Raw genomic sequence first — 12,572 nt, 5'->3', positions numbered from 1 at the left:
GACATGCAGTTCTTTGCCCTCCTCACCCGCAACACCGAAAAATTCGCCGATGCCGATTTCGCGCCGCTGCTGCCCGGCGAGGCCGAGCAGCGGCGCACGCTCTACGCCCAGGGCGCGGTTCGCCAGGTCTGGAACCGTGGCGACATTCCCGGGAGCGGCATGATGTTCGAGGCGGCCAGCGATGCCGACGTGCGCAGCCATCTCGGCAGCTTGCCGCTGGTCAAGGCCGGCATGATGGACATTGCCGCAATCGTGCCGCTGAACCCTTATCCCGGTTTCGGTCCGAAGCGCTAAGTGTGGCAGTCGCAATGCGGTGGCGGCGAAAGGCGCCGCCGCACTGACGCGGCCGCTCGAGAGAGTGTGATCGGCTGTCAAGGAACCGTCACACGAAACCCCGCCGCCCATGCTAGATGTTGCAATCACGCGCCGCCAAGCGGTGCGATGCTCGAAATATGCATCCGGCACCACACCATGGATACTGCTCTCGCCCCGGAAGGCGCCGACCTGTCGCCCTACCTGCCAGACGAGCATGGGCTGTTCTTCATCTATCATTTCACCGCCGACGGCCTGCGCACCAAGGATGCCGCCGGCGCGCAATGGACGTGGCGCAGCTACCAGCTTTCCGACATGCGCGCACGCCACGAGATCGCCGCCGAACAGGCCCTGCCGGCGCCAGTGCGCGAGGCCTTCCTGTCCGCCAGCCATGGCTGCCACATCGACCTCGAGGATGACTGGCTCTACGGCGACCTGCCGGACCTGCGTCACGACTATTCGGCGGAAGCCGGCGGGCTCGGCCATTTCCGTTTCGCCCTCAACGACACCATGCTGGTCGGCGCCCGCAAGCAGCCCTTGCAGTCGGTCGACAATATCCGCAAGGCGATCGAGAACGGCTCGCGCAAGTTTCGCTCGCCGGCCGAGCTGATCGAGGCGGTCGTGGGCCAGTCGTTCGACGGCATGGCGGTGGAACTCGCTGCACTTGGCGACAGTCTCGACGGCATCGAGGACCGCATCGTCTGCGACGCATGGCACAATGAGCGGCAGGCGCTCGTCGATGCGCGCCGGCACCTGGTGGTGATTCACCGGCAGATGGCGACCCTGACCAATCTGTTTCGCCATCTCGACCATTCGCACCGCAACGACCTGCCCGATTCGATCAACGACATGGCAGCACGGCTTTCGCACCGCGCGCAGACGCTGCACTATGATGGCGAGCAGTTGCAGGCGCGCGCCAGGCTGTTGCAGGACGAGCTGATGGCCAAGCTGACGACGCAGTCGAACCGGCTGCTCTACGTGCTGTCGGTGATGACCGCGGTGCTGTTGCCAATGACGATCATCTCGGGCCTGTTCGGCATGAATGTCGGCGGCTTGCCGCTGGTCAACACGCCGATAGGCTTCTGGGTGGTGACTGCCGTTTCGATGCTGATCGCCGGAGCGACCTATCTCTTCGTCAGGCGGCTCGGGCAGATGTAGCCCGGCGCGCCGTCGCCAGCATCGACCAGGAATACATGGCCAGCGCCGCCCAGATCAGGGCAAAGGCGACAGCCTGGGTGGTGTCGAACGGCTCTTTGAAGATCAGCACGGCGATCAGGAACACAATGGTCGGCGCAATATATTGCATGATGCCTATGGTGGAGAGACGCAAAAGCCTGGCGCCGAATGCGAACAGCAGCAGCGGCACCGCGGTCACCGGCCCGCAACCGGCCAGCAACGCTGCATCGACGCCGTTGCCGGAAACGAAATGGTCCTGTCCGGTGGCGATCAGCCAGGCGATATAACCCAAGGCCGGCACCGACAACAGAAGCACTTCGAGCAGAAAACCCTGGCTGGGGCCGATCGGCAGCGTCTTGCGGAAAAAACCGTAGGCGGCGAAGGAAAAGGCCAGCGCCAGCGATACCCATGGCAACTTGCCAGCCTCGATCGTCAGCACGGCGACCGCGATCGCCGCAAGCACCACGGCCGCGATCTGCAGCCGATCGAGCCGCTCGCCGAGCAGCAGGGCGCCGACCACGACGCTGACCAGGGGATTGATGTAATAGCCAAGGGCGGTTTCTACGGTGCGGTCGACGGCGATCGCCCAGACGTAGACGCCCCAATTGACCGAGATCAGCGCCGCCGTCAGCGCCGCCATGGCGATCGTGCGGGGCGAACGGATTGCCGCCTTGAAATCCGCCGTGCGGCCGGCCCAGACCAGAACCGCGGCGGCGATCGGCACCGACCAGACGATGCGGTGGGCAATCACCTCGGCAAGCGGCAGGTGCGCAACCGCTTTCATGTAGAAAGGCAGCAAACCCCACAAGAAATAGGCAGCCAGCGCCAGCAGGAAGCCGCGGCGGGCTTTTGAAACTGCGTCCTGGGTAATTGCTTCAGCGGCCATGGCCCAACGCTATGGCCCAGTAACCTTGGCAAGACCATCGCAAAGTTCTGATGGATCAATGGACTTTCGCTGATGGTTCAAACTTACTCCGCCGCCACCAGACCCGCCATGTCCCGGTTCTTCATCAGCTTGTAGATGATGGAATCCATCAGCGCCTGGAACGAGGCGTCGATGATGTTTTCGGAAACGCCGACCGTCCACCAGCGGGCACCGGTCGCATCATGCGATTCGATCAGAACGCGAGTGATCGCCTCGGTGCCGCCATTGAGGATACGCACCTTGAAGTCGGCGAGTTCCAGATCGGCGATTTCGCCCTGGTATTTGCCGAGATCCTTGCGCAGCGCTATGTCGAGCGCGTTGACGGGGCCGTGCCCCTCGGCCACCGACATCTTCTCCTCGCCCTCGACCAGCACCTTGACCACCGCTTCCGACACCGTCTTCAACTGGCCATTGGCATCGAAGCGGCGTTCGATCATGCAGCGGAACGATGTGACGTGGAAGAACTCGGGCAAGCCGTGCAGCATCTTGCGCGCCAGAAGCTCGAAGGAGGCGTCGGCGCCCTCATAGGCATAGCCGGAGGCCTCACGCTCCTTGACCACCGATATCAATGCGTCGAGCCGGTGATCGTCCTTCGGCACATCGATGCCGCGCCGCTTCAGCTCGGCCAGGAAATTGGCCTTGCCGCCCTGGTCGGAAACCATGACGCGGCGGCGGTTGCCAACCGCTTCCGGCGGCACATGCTCGTAGGTCGCAGGTTCCTTGGCGAGCGCCGAAGCGTGGATGCCGGCCTTGGTGGCGAAGGCGGAAGCGCCGACATAGGGCGCCTGCGCCTCCGGAGCGCGGTTCAAGAGTTCGTCGAAAGCGCGCGACAAGCGCGAAATGCCGGTAAGCGCCTCGGCGGAAATCCCCGTCTCGAAACGGTCGGCGAAGGCCGGCTTCAACGCCAGCGTCGGCACGATGGAGATCAGATTGGCGTTGCCGCAGCGTTCGCCAATGCCGTTCAGCGTGCCCTGGATCTGGCGCACGCCCGCTTCGACCGCGGCCAGCGAATTCGCCACCGCCTGGCCGGTGTCATCATGGGCATGGATGCCGAGATGGTCGCCGGGAATGCCCGCGGCGACGACCCTTTCGACGGTTGCGCGTAGTTCCGAGGGCTGCGTGCCGCCATTGGTGTCGCACAGCACCACCCAGCGCGCGCCGGCATCATAAGCGGTCTTGGCGCACGCCAGCGCATAATCCGAATTGGCCTTGAACCCGTCGAAGAAATGCTCGCAATCGACCATCGCCTCCTTCCCCGCGGCAATGGCGGCTTCCACCGAGGCCTTGATGGACTCCAGATTCTCCTCATTGGTGCAGCCGAGCGCCACACGGACATGATAGTCCCAGCTCTTGGCGACAAAGCAGATGGCGTCCGACCGCGACTGGACGAGTGCGGCAAGCCCAGGATCGTTGGAAGCCGACACCCCCGCCCGCTTGGTCATGCCGAAGGCGACGAACTTTGCCTGCGCGGTGCGCTTTTCCCTAAAGAAGGCCGTGTCGGTCGGGTTGGCGCCGGGGTAACCGCCCTCGACATAGTCGAGACCGAACTCGTCGAGCAACTTGGCGATAGCGATCTTGTCCTCGACCGAGAAGTCGACACCGGGCGTCTGCTGGCCATCGCGGAGGGTTGTGTCGAAGAGAAACAATCTTTGTTTTTTCATGATGGCAAGGCGCTTGAGCACCCCCCTCTGGCCTGCCGGCCATCTCCCCCGCAAGGGGGGAGATCAGCAGCTTTGCCGACAGCGCTGATACGGCAACGTCGGCGATTGGCGAAAGCGAAAGCGACATCCAATCTCCCCGCTTGCGGGGGAGATGTCCGGCAGGACAGAGGGAGGTGTGACGGAACGCCGTACATAGACTAATTCTTCCCCACAAACCGATCCGTCGCCCGGATCAGCCGGTCCAATATCCCTGGCTCGGAATAGGCATGGCCGGCACCCTCGATCAGGTGAAAATCCGCCTTCGGCCAGGCCTTGTGCAGCGCCCAGGCGTAGCGTGCCGGGCACGGCATGTCGTAGCGGCCGTGGACGATGGTGCCGGGAATGTCCTTCAACTTCCAGGCATCGCGCAGCAACTGTCCCTCCTCCAGCCAACCGGCATGGACGAAGTAGTGGTTCTCTATGCGGGCGAAGGCGACGGCGTAGTCGTCCTCACCAAACGGTCCGCTGGTCTCCGGCTCGGGCAAAAGCGTGATCGTCTCGCCTTCCCACAGGCTCCAGGCGCGGGCCGCCTCGATCTGCGCGTTTCTGTCGGACCCCACCAGCCGCTTGCGATAGGCGGCCATCATGTCGCCGCGCTCGGCCTCGGGGATCGGCGCCAGGAAGCGCTCCCACTTGTCGGGAAACATCTCGGAGACGCCGAACTGATAGTACCATTCGAGTTCGGGGCGGGTCAGCGTATATATGCCCCGTACGACGAGCTCACTGACGCGTTGCGGGTGCGTCTCGGCATAGGCGAGCGCCAGCGTCGAACCCCAGGAACCGCCGAAGACCAGCCATTTGTCGAAGCCGGCCATTTCGCGCAGGCGCTCGATATCGGCGACCAGGTGCCATGTGGTGTTGGCCTCCAGCGAGGCATTCGGTGTCGACTTGCCGCAACCGCGCTGGTCGAACAGGATGACGTCGTAGAGATCGGGATCGAACAGCCGCCGATGCTTTGGCGAGATGGTTCCGCCCGGCCCGCCATGCAGGAACACCGCCGGTTTGGCGCCTTTGGTGCCGGAGCGTTCCCAATAGACCTGGTGGCCGTCGCCGACGTCGAGCATACCGCTCTCGAAAGCTTCGATCTCGGGATAAAGCGTGCGCAGTTCAGAGCTCATAGTTGCAAACCTTTGGACGGCCAGTCCGTCGTTTCATGGTCGGGATGCTGGAAGGAGATGATCTCCTCCTGCCTAGCATAATAGTCTGGATCCTGGTGGACGGGCTGGTCGAAGATCGTCTCCACCCAAGGCAGCCGCCCGGCGTAATTGACCTGGATCTGCGGCGCCAGGTCGGAGCGATCGTCGAAGGCGCCGATGGCGATCTCCAAGCCGCCGGGCTGGCGGTAGGTCAGCGGCGTGCCGCAGCGGGCGCAGAAACCGCGATCGATGTTGACCGAGGACTGGAAATAGCTCGGCTCCTCACGTGTCCATTCGACGCCGTCCTTCGGCGCTGTCACCAGGGCGCCGAAAAAGGAACCGAACTGTTTCTGGCACATGCGACAGTGGCAGATGGACGGGCGTCCAAGCTTGCCCTTGATGCGGAAGCGCACGGCGCCGCACTGGCAGCCGCCGGTTCGAATGGTCTCGCTCATGATGTTTTCTCCGGCGGCCATTGCTCGGTGTCGTGGTCGGGATGCTGGTAGGAAACAAGCTCTGCCAGATAGGGGGCCGAACCCATATCCGCCATCGTATCCTCGCCCGGCAATTCTGGAATGGAATCCACGTAAGGCAGCTTTGCCTCGGTGCCCCACTGGATGGTCGGCGCGATATCAGCCGGAGCGTCGAAGGCGGCAATCGCCAGCGCCATGCCGTCCGGCGCCTCGAAAGTCAGCGGCGTTCCGCATTCGGCGCAGAACCCACGCCAGGCAGCGTTCGACGAGCGGAAGCGCTTGGGCTCGCCGCGCGTCCAGTCCACCTTGGCGCCGCGCACCGAGACCAGCGGAAGGTAGAAATTGCCGCTCGCCTTCTGGCACATGCGGCAATGGCAGACCGAGGCATCGCCGAGTGCGCCCTCGACGCGAAAGCGCACGGCGCCGCACTGGCAGCCGCCGGTGTAGATCGGCCGGTTGTCGAGGCTCATGGCAGGTCACTCCGCATCATGGCAGACGGCCTCGACATTGTTGCCGTCGGGATCGAAGACGAAGGCGCCATAGTAGTCCGCATGATAGTGCGGGCGCAGGCCCGGCCCGCCATTGTCCTTGCCGCCGGCGGCGAGAGCGGCAGCATGGAAAGCATCAACCTCGGCGCGGCTGCGCGCGGTGAAGGCAACGTGCTGGCGGGCCTTTTGCCCCTCCTTGCCTTCCTGGAGCCAGAACACCGGCCGATCGCGGCCGTAGCCACCGACCTTGGCGCCGCCGGTGTATTCCAGCGGCACCATATAGAGCAGCGAGGCCCCAAGCGGCGCCATCGCCTTGTCATAGAAAGCCTTCGAAGCGTCAAAGTCAGCAACGTCGATGCCGAGATGGTCGATCATGGAACGAACTCCTCCGTTGCTGGTTCCGGCACTTCCGCGCCAGCCAGGCCGGCCGCAATCACGATATGCTGACAGACATTGTCGATATCGCGGATCACGTCATCGTTCCAGAAGCGCAGGGTGGTCCAGCCGAGCGCTGTGAGCTTGGCTGTTCGCGCGGTGTCAGACGCCGAGACCTCATGAGAGGCGTGCTGAGAACCATCCAGCTCAACGATCAGCTTCCTGTTAGGGCAAGCAAAATCGACGATGTAGCCCGCTATTGGCATTTGACGTCGAAACGCCAGCCCCATGAGTCGGTGTGCGCGTATCTCATTCCAAAGCTTCAGTTCGGCGTCGGTCATAGCCTTGCGCATCTTGCGCGCATTGCCTCGATTGACAGGAGACACACGATAATGGATCACGGCGAGGCGCCCCCCTCTGTCCTGCCGGACATCTCCCCCTCAAGGGGGGAGATCGGCAGTTTCGCTGACGGTGCCCAACCTCCAACGTCAGCGATTGGCGAAAGCCTCGGTGATATCCAATCTCCCCCCTTGAGGGGGAGATGTCCGGCAGGACAGAGGGGGGTGCTTCGCGCCAACCTCTCCATTCCCGCCACAAGAACAGTCGCCCTCACCGCTTCACCTCCCACGTTGTCACACGCGCGCCCGTGACCGGGTCCTTGCCGTCCTTCAACTGCACGCCTTGCGCCAACAACTCGTCGCGGATGCGGTCGGCTTCGACCCAGTTCTTGGCGGCGATCAATTCCAGGCGCCTGGCGATCGCCTTGGCGACCGCGGCCTCGTCGACCTTGGCCGCCCCGACATCGAAACCCAGGAAGGCAAGCGCACCCTTCAGCGAGGCCGCTGCGGCGTTTTCGCCATCGCCGCTGAAGTCGACCGCCTCGCCGGCCAACTGGGTCAAAACCTGGAAGGCGGCGTAGGTGGCGAGATCATCCGACAACGCCTGCACGACCTCGGCCGGCAATTGCCCGACCGCCGGCGCCAGATCGGCCGCGCGTTTCCACTTGCGCAGCGTGTTCTCCGCTTCCTCGAGCTTGCGCACGGAAAAGTCGATCGGTTCGCGATAATGGGTCATCAGCATAGCCAGCCTGAGCACCTCGCCGGGCCATTTGCGGCCGCCGAACGTTTCGGTCTCCAGCAGCTCGTTGATCGAGTAAAAATTGCCGAGGCTCTTCGACATCTTCTGCCCTTCGACCTGCAGGAAGCCGTTGTGCATCCAGATGTTGGCCATCACATCGGTGCCGTGCGCGCAGCGTGACTGGGCGATCTCGTTCTCGTGGTGCGGGAAGATCAGGTCGAGACCGCCGCCATGAATATCGAAGACCTCGCCCAGATAGGCGGCGGACATGGCCGAGCATTCGATGTGCCAGCCCGGCCGGCCCCTGCCCCATGGGCTCTGCCAGCCCGGCTCCTCCGGGGACGACAACTTCCACAGCACGAAGTCGCCAGGATTCTTCTTGTGCGCGTCGACTGCAACGCGAGCACCGGCCTGCTGCTCGTCGAGATTTCGCTTCGACAACTGGCCGTAGTCGGGCATCGAAGCGGTGTCGAACAGCACTTCGCCTGCGGCAACATAGGCATGGCCGCGTTTGATCAGGCTTTGAATCAAGGTGATCATGTCTGCCTTGCCGTCGGCACGGGGCTCGACGAACTCGGTGGCGCGCGGCTCGACTGTTGGCTCCAGGCAGCCGAGCGTCGCGACGTCCTTGTGGAATTGGCCCGCGGTCTTCTCCGTCACCCGCCTTATCGCCTCGTTAAGCGACAGTCTGCCGGCTGATATCTCGCTGCCGAAATCGCGCAGTGCGCGTGCATTGATCTTGTCGTCGACATCCGTGATGTTGCGCACATAGGTGACGTACGTCTCGCCATAGAGATGGCGCAGCAGCCGGAACAGCACGTCGAAGACGATTACGGGCCTGGCATTGCCGATATGGGCGAAATCGTAGACGGTCGGACCGCAGACATACATGCGCACGTTCAGCGCGTCGATCGGGACGAAATCCTGCTTCGCGCGCGTCAGCGTGTTGTAGAGGCGCAGGCCCTTCGGTGCGTCAGACATTCCATGCCTTTCCGGTTCAGAACTTTTGCCTGGATGAAGCCAGCTCCGCGCCGAGGCGCAAAACGGACTCCAGCCTGCTGGCCGGGGCGTTTGTCCAATCTAGGGGAAGATGAGGCGAAAACGTCCGGACCAGCGCGAAGCTAGCCAATAATGCAAATGCCACAAATGGCGAAAGACGTTTTCATAGGCGGCTTTATCGCCTTGGCCAGTGTTGCCGTCAAGTCGCTTATCCCGAGAAAAACGACGCCAGAACTGGCAAATGCGTCGCCCGATCACACGGAATCAGCCACTGAAACATTTTATTAAACATGTCGGCACAGTGATGAAACATACGCCGGCTAGATCAACCTGCGTCACGATTTGGTCGGATTCGGCCGCCAAACGCAGACACGGAAACGTTATCTGGGAAGAGACACATGCCTCGAAGCAAGCAGGAAGCCAACCGCGCCAAGCAACCAGCGCTGGCAAACCATTATCGCGCAATCGGCCCGGCCGCGATCGTCGCCGCCCTGCTCCACACCGCGAAGAAGAAAAAGCCGGTGCAGAAAATCGTATCGCCCCGCGCTGCCTGAAGCAGTGCGCAATCGGCCCAAGGGTCCGAACGAGGCGCCAAACCGCACCTCGAACAGAGTTCCTGCTAAAACAACGTCATCTGACTGTCGTCCGCGCCGGGTTTCCGGCGCCTGACCTTCTCGGGCTCGGGCCCGATCTCCCCCTTCTCCTGAATCTCCGGCCCGGTGTTGGCGACCTTGTTGACGAGGTCGGAGACCGGAATTGCTTCGAAGAAGTCGCGCTGCGCCGGCCGCAACAGGTCGGCGACGTCGCGCGGCTCAAGTCCTCGGCAATCGAGCCAGCGGGTGAAGTCTTCAGGTGCGATCACCACGGGCATGCGGTCATGGATATGCGCGATGTCGGCATTGGCCTCGACCGTCAGAATGGCGCCGGTATCCAACTCCGAGCCGCCCGGTTCGGCATAGGTCTCAATCAGCCCGGCAAAGGCGACCAACCCGCCATGCCGCGGCCTGATCCAGTAAGGCTGCCCCTTCCTGCCGCCCGCCTCTCCGGGCCGCGCCTGGCGCCATTCGTAAAAGCCGGATGCCGGCACCAGCGCCCGGCGATGGCGCATGGCGGCTTTGAACGAGGCCTTTTCGATTACGCCTTCGGAGCGTGCGTTGAACAGCAGCGGAAATTCGCTGACATCCTTTACCCAGGCGGGGATCAGGCCCCAGCGCACCAGCATCGGCCGGCGGTCCGGCAGGTTGGAACCCGGCGCCCGCGGCGGGCCTGAGATCGCCATCAGCACCGGCTGCGTCGGCGCTATATTGTAGCGCGTAGGAAACTGCTCCACCTCCGCCAGCCCGAGGAAAGCGGCTGTCTGGTCCGGTGTCGCGGTCAAGGCAAAACGTCCGCACATGTCTATTGGTCCTGATGTCCGGTTCGAAAGTGGCGATGGAACAGCAGCACTGCAACCGTTAAAGCTGTCCGGCGTCGGCCGGTCCACAACAGGCTGCCGTAAATCAAGGCGATCGGATATCCATGGACGAAGTGCGAAAAGTCATTCCCGCGGTCTCGGTCGCCGTTGTGCGCGGCGACGCCGTGCTTCTGGTCAAGCGGGCGCGACAACCCTCGCAAGGGTTCTATGCATTCCCGGGCGGCAAGGTCGAAGCCGGTGAGACGCTGGAACAGGCGGCACGGCGCGAATTGCTGGAGGAGACGCAATTGCAGGCCGAAAACTACCGACGGCTGCGCGAAATCCTCATCGACGGCACGCTCGACGGGCATCCGGTCGATTACCTGCTGACGGTATTCGGTGCGGCCCATGCCGGCGGCGAGGCCGTGGCCAGCGACGACGCCGAGACCGCCGCCTTCTACACGCTGGCCGAAATGGCTGATCTGCCGCTTGCCGGTTCGGTGCTCGCGGTCGCCGAGGAACTGCTCGGACGGCCGTCGCAAACCCCTGAGCGACCCTGAAATCCGGAATTCGCCCGGCACAATCGCCTTGCAGGCGGCAAATTGTTTGGCCAGATTGACTTATGCGTTGCCTTCCTCTCCTTCTCGCGACATGCCTTGCCGTCAGCCCTGTGGCGGCACGACCGGCGTTCAGCGCCGAGGCACCCTTCGAACCGGGGCTGATGCGGCTGGCGGAGGTTCTGGGGTCGCTGCATTTCCTGCGCAATCTGTGCGGCGAAAAGGGCGACCAGTGGCGCGGCGAGATGCAGAAGCTGCTCGAATCGGAGAACCCGGATCCGCAACGGCGCGCCCGCTTCATCGCCAGCTTCAATCGCGGCTACCGCTCATTCGGCGGCACCTACACGCAATGCACCGCGTCGGCGACCGAAGCCATCGGCCGCTACATGAAGGAAGGCGAGACCCTGTCGCGCGACATCGCCTCGCGCTACGGCAACTAGCGCATATCGCCCAAAGTGCCCTCGCAAGAGCGCATCCGGCCTTCATCAACAGATATCCGGTCCATTGGCGACGACTGCGGGCATATCCAGCTTGTGTCGAGAACTGTCATGGTGCAATCCTTTTGTTGCGCTTATGCAACAGCGTTAATGAAACGTTAGCGCGCGGATGTGGAATTAACTCAAACTGAAGGTTTTCACCCCGCAGGCACGCCTAATCGGCTAAGTTTGACCAGGATTGAATGCAGCTTCGCAAGCGCAACCGGCCTCCTGTAAAGAACGATCAAAAAAATGTCGTATTTACAAAGACTTATTTGCGGCTGCGTGTAAACGGAACAGATCAAGCCTGATCCATCGACGGATCGCTGCTTGCAAGGGTGGACATCGCTTATGGAACATGGTGTCAACGACATCGACGCGCTGGTCAGGGAAGAAAAGCGCCTGACCGCGGTGGAGAGCCACAGCGAGGCCTGGGCCGAAGGTCTTTCGGCAGGCATAGAACCCGAGATCATCGCCGAAGCGGCGCTTGAAACCGCGTTCGGCGAAATGCTGCGCGCCAACGGCGAGACATCGGCCCTTGCCCTGCTCGACCGCATGCGTGAAAAGGTCATTGCTGGCGCCTTCGAACCCGAACGGCTGCGGCACTGAACCGACGTCCGGTTCTTTGACGGCAAATGCCGCTCGGGCATCATGCCCGGAAGCAGGGAGAAACGGGCAGTGGATTTTTCGATGTCAGGCAAGCCGCGCGGCTTGGTCCTTTGCATCTGTTTCGCCGCGTGCAGTGCCGCAATTCCCTTGGTTGCGTGTCTGCCAAGCAGCCCCGCTTATGCGCTGAGCGAGATCAAGCGCGAAGAATTCCCGTCGCCGGTCCAACCGATGGTGGACGACGACGTGTCGTCGCCGGGAAGCACCGAGCCGATACCCGATCCGGTCGGAACGCCATCTTCGACCAGCCAGCCAACCACTCCGGACAAGGCCGAGCCGGTCACCCCGCCGAACGGCGACGGTGCCACCAACAGGCCGCGCGTCGATCCCGACGCGCCCACGCCGGAGGTCGTCTACGACCTCGGCAAGCTGCCTGAACCGGTGCGGCGCATGCATGACCTGATCATCGAAGCCTGCGAGAGCGGCGACGTCGAAAGACTGAGGCCTTTGATCGGCAAGGGCGACGGCATGACCCAATTGTCACTGACCGACATAGATGGCGACGCCATTACCTTCCTCAAGGGGCTCTCCGGCGACCAGGATGGCCAGGAGATTCTTGCCATACTGGAGGAGGTGCTCAATGCCGGCTATGTCCATGTCGATGCCGGGACGCCACAAGAGCTCTATGTCTGGCCGTATTTCTTCGCTCTACCCTTGGACAAGCTCGACGCCAGGCAACGGGTCGAGCTGTTCAAGATCGTCACCGCGAGCGACTTCGACGACATGAAGCAGTTCGGCGCCTACATCTTCTACCGCGTCGGCATCACGCCCGCTGGGCAATGGACGTTTTTCGTCGCAGGGGATTGAAACTCGGACACG

The 12,572-nt window shown here is 62.8% G+C and carries 16 protein-coding genes; 7 read left to right on the top strand and 9 right to left on the bottom strand.

What is annotated here, in order from left to right; genetic code table 11:
* Window positions 1-3 precede the first annotated feature (3 nt).
* The gene (locus FJ942_RS03300; RefSeq protein ID WP_140666247.1) at window positions 4-294 is read left to right on the top strand and encodes a muconolactone Delta-isomerase family protein; all 291 of its coding nucleotides are present in this window, start codon (window positions 4-6) and stop codon (window positions 292-294) included.
* Between the two features lie 177 nt (window positions 295-471).
* On the top strand, window positions 472-1,470 hold the full coding sequence (locus tag FJ942_RS03295) for a transporter (RefSeq protein ID WP_140494524.1): 999 nt from the start codon (window positions 472-474) through the stop codon (window positions 1,468-1,470).
* On the opposite strand, the gene rarD is transcribed toward FJ942_RS03295, so the two are convergent.
* The 8 genes from rarD to cysS all read right to left on the bottom strand — a co-directional run bounded on the left by rarD (window position 1,448) and on the right by cysS (window position 8,643).
* Window positions 1,448-2,374 carry an EamA family transporter RarD gene (gene rarD, locus FJ942_RS03290; RefSeq protein ID WP_140897208.1) on the bottom strand — a complete coding sequence of 309 codons (927 nt, stop codon included), beginning with the start codon at window positions 2,372-2,374 and terminating at the stop codon, window positions 1,448-1,450. The genes FJ942_RS03295 and rarD overlap by 23 nt on opposite strands.
* Before the next feature lie 83 nt (window positions 2,375-2,457).
* Window positions 2,458-4,074 (bottom strand): citramalate synthase, encoded by a 1,617-nt coding sequence (cimA, locus tag FJ942_RS03285; protein ID WP_140897207.1) that lies wholly within the window; start codon window positions 4,072-4,074, stop codon window positions 2,458-2,460.
* Window positions 4,075-4,271: 197 nt separating this feature from the next.
* The gene (gene pip / locus FJ942_RS03275) at window positions 4,272-5,231 is read right to left on the bottom strand and encodes a prolyl aminopeptidase (RefSeq protein WP_140818858.1); all 960 of its coding nucleotides are present in this window, start codon (window positions 5,229-5,231) and stop codon (window positions 4,272-4,274) included.
* Window positions 5,228-5,704 (bottom strand): GFA family protein, encoded by a 477-nt coding sequence (locus FJ942_RS03270; protein ID WP_140520673.1) that lies wholly within the window; start codon window positions 5,702-5,704, stop codon window positions 5,228-5,230. The genes pip and FJ942_RS03270 overlap by 4 nt, the downstream gene beginning before the upstream one ends.
* The gene (locus FJ942_RS03265) at window positions 5,701-6,192 is read right to left on the bottom strand and encodes a GFA family protein (protein ID WP_140494536.1); all 492 of its coding nucleotides are present in this window, start codon (window positions 6,190-6,192) and stop codon (window positions 5,701-5,703) included. The genes FJ942_RS03270 and FJ942_RS03265 overlap by 4 nt, the downstream gene beginning before the upstream one ends.
* Window positions 6,193-6,198: 6 nt before the next feature.
* A complete protein-coding gene (locus FJ942_RS03260; RefSeq protein WP_140555781.1) occupies window positions 6,199-6,585 on the bottom strand; it encodes a VOC family protein in 387 nt (128 codons plus the stop codon).
* Window positions 6,582-6,926: an endonuclease domain-containing protein gene (locus FJ942_RS03255; RefSeq protein ID WP_246679642.1), complete on the bottom strand. Its 345-nt coding sequence runs from the start codon at window positions 6,924-6,926 to the stop codon at window positions 6,582-6,584. Before FJ942_RS03255 ends, FJ942_RS03260 begins: the two co-directional genes overlap by 4 nt.
* Before the next feature lie 268 nt (window positions 6,927-7,194).
* Entirely contained in the window at window positions 7,195-8,643 is a 1,449-nt protein-coding gene (cysS, locus tag FJ942_RS03245; RefSeq protein WP_140897206.1) for a cysteine--tRNA ligase, read from the bottom strand.
* 416 nt (window positions 8,644-9,059) lie between these two features.
* Between cysS and FJ942_RS03240 the strand changes: the two genes are divergently transcribed.
* Complete coding sequence (locus FJ942_RS03240; protein ID WP_140494544.1) at window positions 9,060-9,215, top strand: hypothetical protein; 156 nt, start codon at window positions 9,060-9,062, stop codon at window positions 9,213-9,215.
* A gap of 65 nt (window positions 9,216-9,280) precedes the next feature.
* Here FJ942_RS03240 and FJ942_RS03235 read toward each other — a convergent pair whose 3' ends face one another.
* Window positions 9,281-10,057: an SOS response-associated peptidase gene (locus FJ942_RS03235; protein ID WP_140897205.1), complete on the bottom strand. Its 777-nt coding sequence runs from the start codon at window positions 10,055-10,057 to the stop codon at window positions 9,281-9,283.
* A 122-nt stretch (window positions 10,058-10,179) separates the two neighbouring features.
* On the opposite strand from FJ942_RS03235, the gene FJ942_RS03230 reads away from it, so the two are divergent.
* From FJ942_RS03230 to FJ942_RS03215, 4 genes are all read left to right on the top strand, one after another.
* A complete protein-coding gene (locus FJ942_RS03230; RefSeq protein ID WP_140494548.1) occupies window positions 10,180-10,614 on the top strand; it encodes an NUDIX domain-containing protein in 435 nt (144 codons plus the stop codon).
* A 62-nt stretch (window positions 10,615-10,676) separates the two neighbouring features.
* Entirely contained in the window at window positions 10,677-11,051 is a 375-nt protein-coding gene (locus tag FJ942_RS03225; RefSeq protein WP_140494550.1) for a TIGR02301 family protein, read from the top strand.
* 387 nt (window positions 11,052-11,438) lie between these two features.
* Window positions 11,439-11,696, top strand: a complete 258-nt coding sequence (locus FJ942_RS03220; RefSeq protein WP_008874920.1) for a hypothetical protein — start codon at window positions 11,439-11,441, stop codon at window positions 11,694-11,696.
* A 69-nt stretch (window positions 11,697-11,765) separates the two neighbouring features.
* Window positions 11,766-12,560 carry a hypothetical protein gene (locus tag FJ942_RS03215; protein ID WP_181169791.1) on the top strand — a complete coding sequence of 265 codons (795 nt, stop codon included), beginning with the start codon at window positions 11,766-11,768 and terminating at the stop codon, window positions 12,558-12,560.
* Window positions 12,561-12,572: the final 12 nt, after the last annotated feature.

It is taken from the genome of Mesorhizobium sp. B2-4-2 (genome assembly GCF_006442845.1).
GTDB lineage: Bacteria > Pseudomonadota > Alphaproteobacteria > Rhizobiales > Rhizobiaceae > Mesorhizobium.
This window is presented reverse-complemented; position numbering and strand designations above follow the sequence as displayed.

What these genes read in the sequence shown, in the direction of transcription:
- FJ942_RS03235 (WP_140897205.1), bottom strand. Translation starts at nt 10,057, where the DNA reads ATGTGCGGACGTTTTGCCTTGACCGCGACACCGGACCAGACAGCCGCT.
- FJ942_RS03240 (WP_140494544.1), top strand. Translation starts at nt 9,060, where the DNA reads ATGCCTCGAAGCAAGCAGGAAGCCAACCGCGCCAAGCAACCAGCGCTG.
- rarD (WP_140897208.1), bottom strand. Translation starts at nt 2,374, where the DNA reads ATGGCCGCTGAAGCAATTACCCAGGACGCAGTTTCAAAAGCCCGCCGC.
- FJ942_RS03295 (WP_140494524.1), top strand. Translation starts at nt 472, where the DNA reads ATGGATACTGCTCTCGCCCCGGAAGGCGCCGACCTGTCGCCCTACCTG.
- FJ942_RS03270 (WP_140520673.1), bottom strand. Translation starts at nt 5,704, where the DNA reads ATGAGCGAGACCATTCGAACCGGCGGCTGCCAGTGCGGCGCCGTGCGC.
- FJ942_RS03225 (WP_140494550.1), top strand. Translation starts at nt 10,677, where the DNA reads ATGCGTTGCCTTCCTCTCCTTCTCGCGACATGCCTTGCCGTCAGCCCT.
- pip (WP_140818858.1), bottom strand. Translation starts at nt 5,231, where the DNA reads ATGAGCTCTGAACTGCGCACGCTTTATCCCGAGATCGAAGCTTTCGAG.
- cysS (WP_140897206.1), bottom strand. Translation starts at nt 8,643, where the DNA reads ATGTCTGACGCACCGAAGGGCCTGCGCCTCTACAACACGCTGACGCGC.
- FJ942_RS03300 (WP_140666247.1), top strand. Translation starts at nt 4, where the DNA reads ATGCAGTTCTTTGCCCTCCTCACCCGCAACACCGAAAAATTCGCCGAT.
- FJ942_RS03265 (WP_140494536.1), bottom strand. Translation starts at nt 6,192, where the DNA reads ATGAGCCTCGACAACCGGCCGATCTACACCGGCGGCTGCCAGTGCGGC.
- cimA (WP_140897207.1), bottom strand. Translation starts at nt 4,074, where the DNA reads ATGAAAAAACAAAGATTGTTTCTCTTCGACACAACCCTCCGCGATGGC.
- FJ942_RS03230 (WP_140494548.1), top strand. Translation starts at nt 10,180, where the DNA reads ATGGACGAAGTGCGAAAAGTCATTCCCGCGGTCTCGGTCGCCGTTGTG.
- FJ942_RS03260 (WP_140555781.1), bottom strand. Translation starts at nt 6,585, where the DNA reads ATGATCGACCATCTCGGCATCGACGTTGCTGACTTTGACGCTTCGAAG.
- FJ942_RS03220 (WP_008874920.1), top strand. Translation starts at nt 11,439, where the DNA reads ATGGAACATGGTGTCAACGACATCGACGCGCTGGTCAGGGAAGAAAAG.
- FJ942_RS03255 (WP_246679642.1), bottom strand. Translation starts at nt 6,926, where the DNA reads ATGACCGACGCCGAACTGAAGCTTTGGAATGAGATACGCGCACACCGA.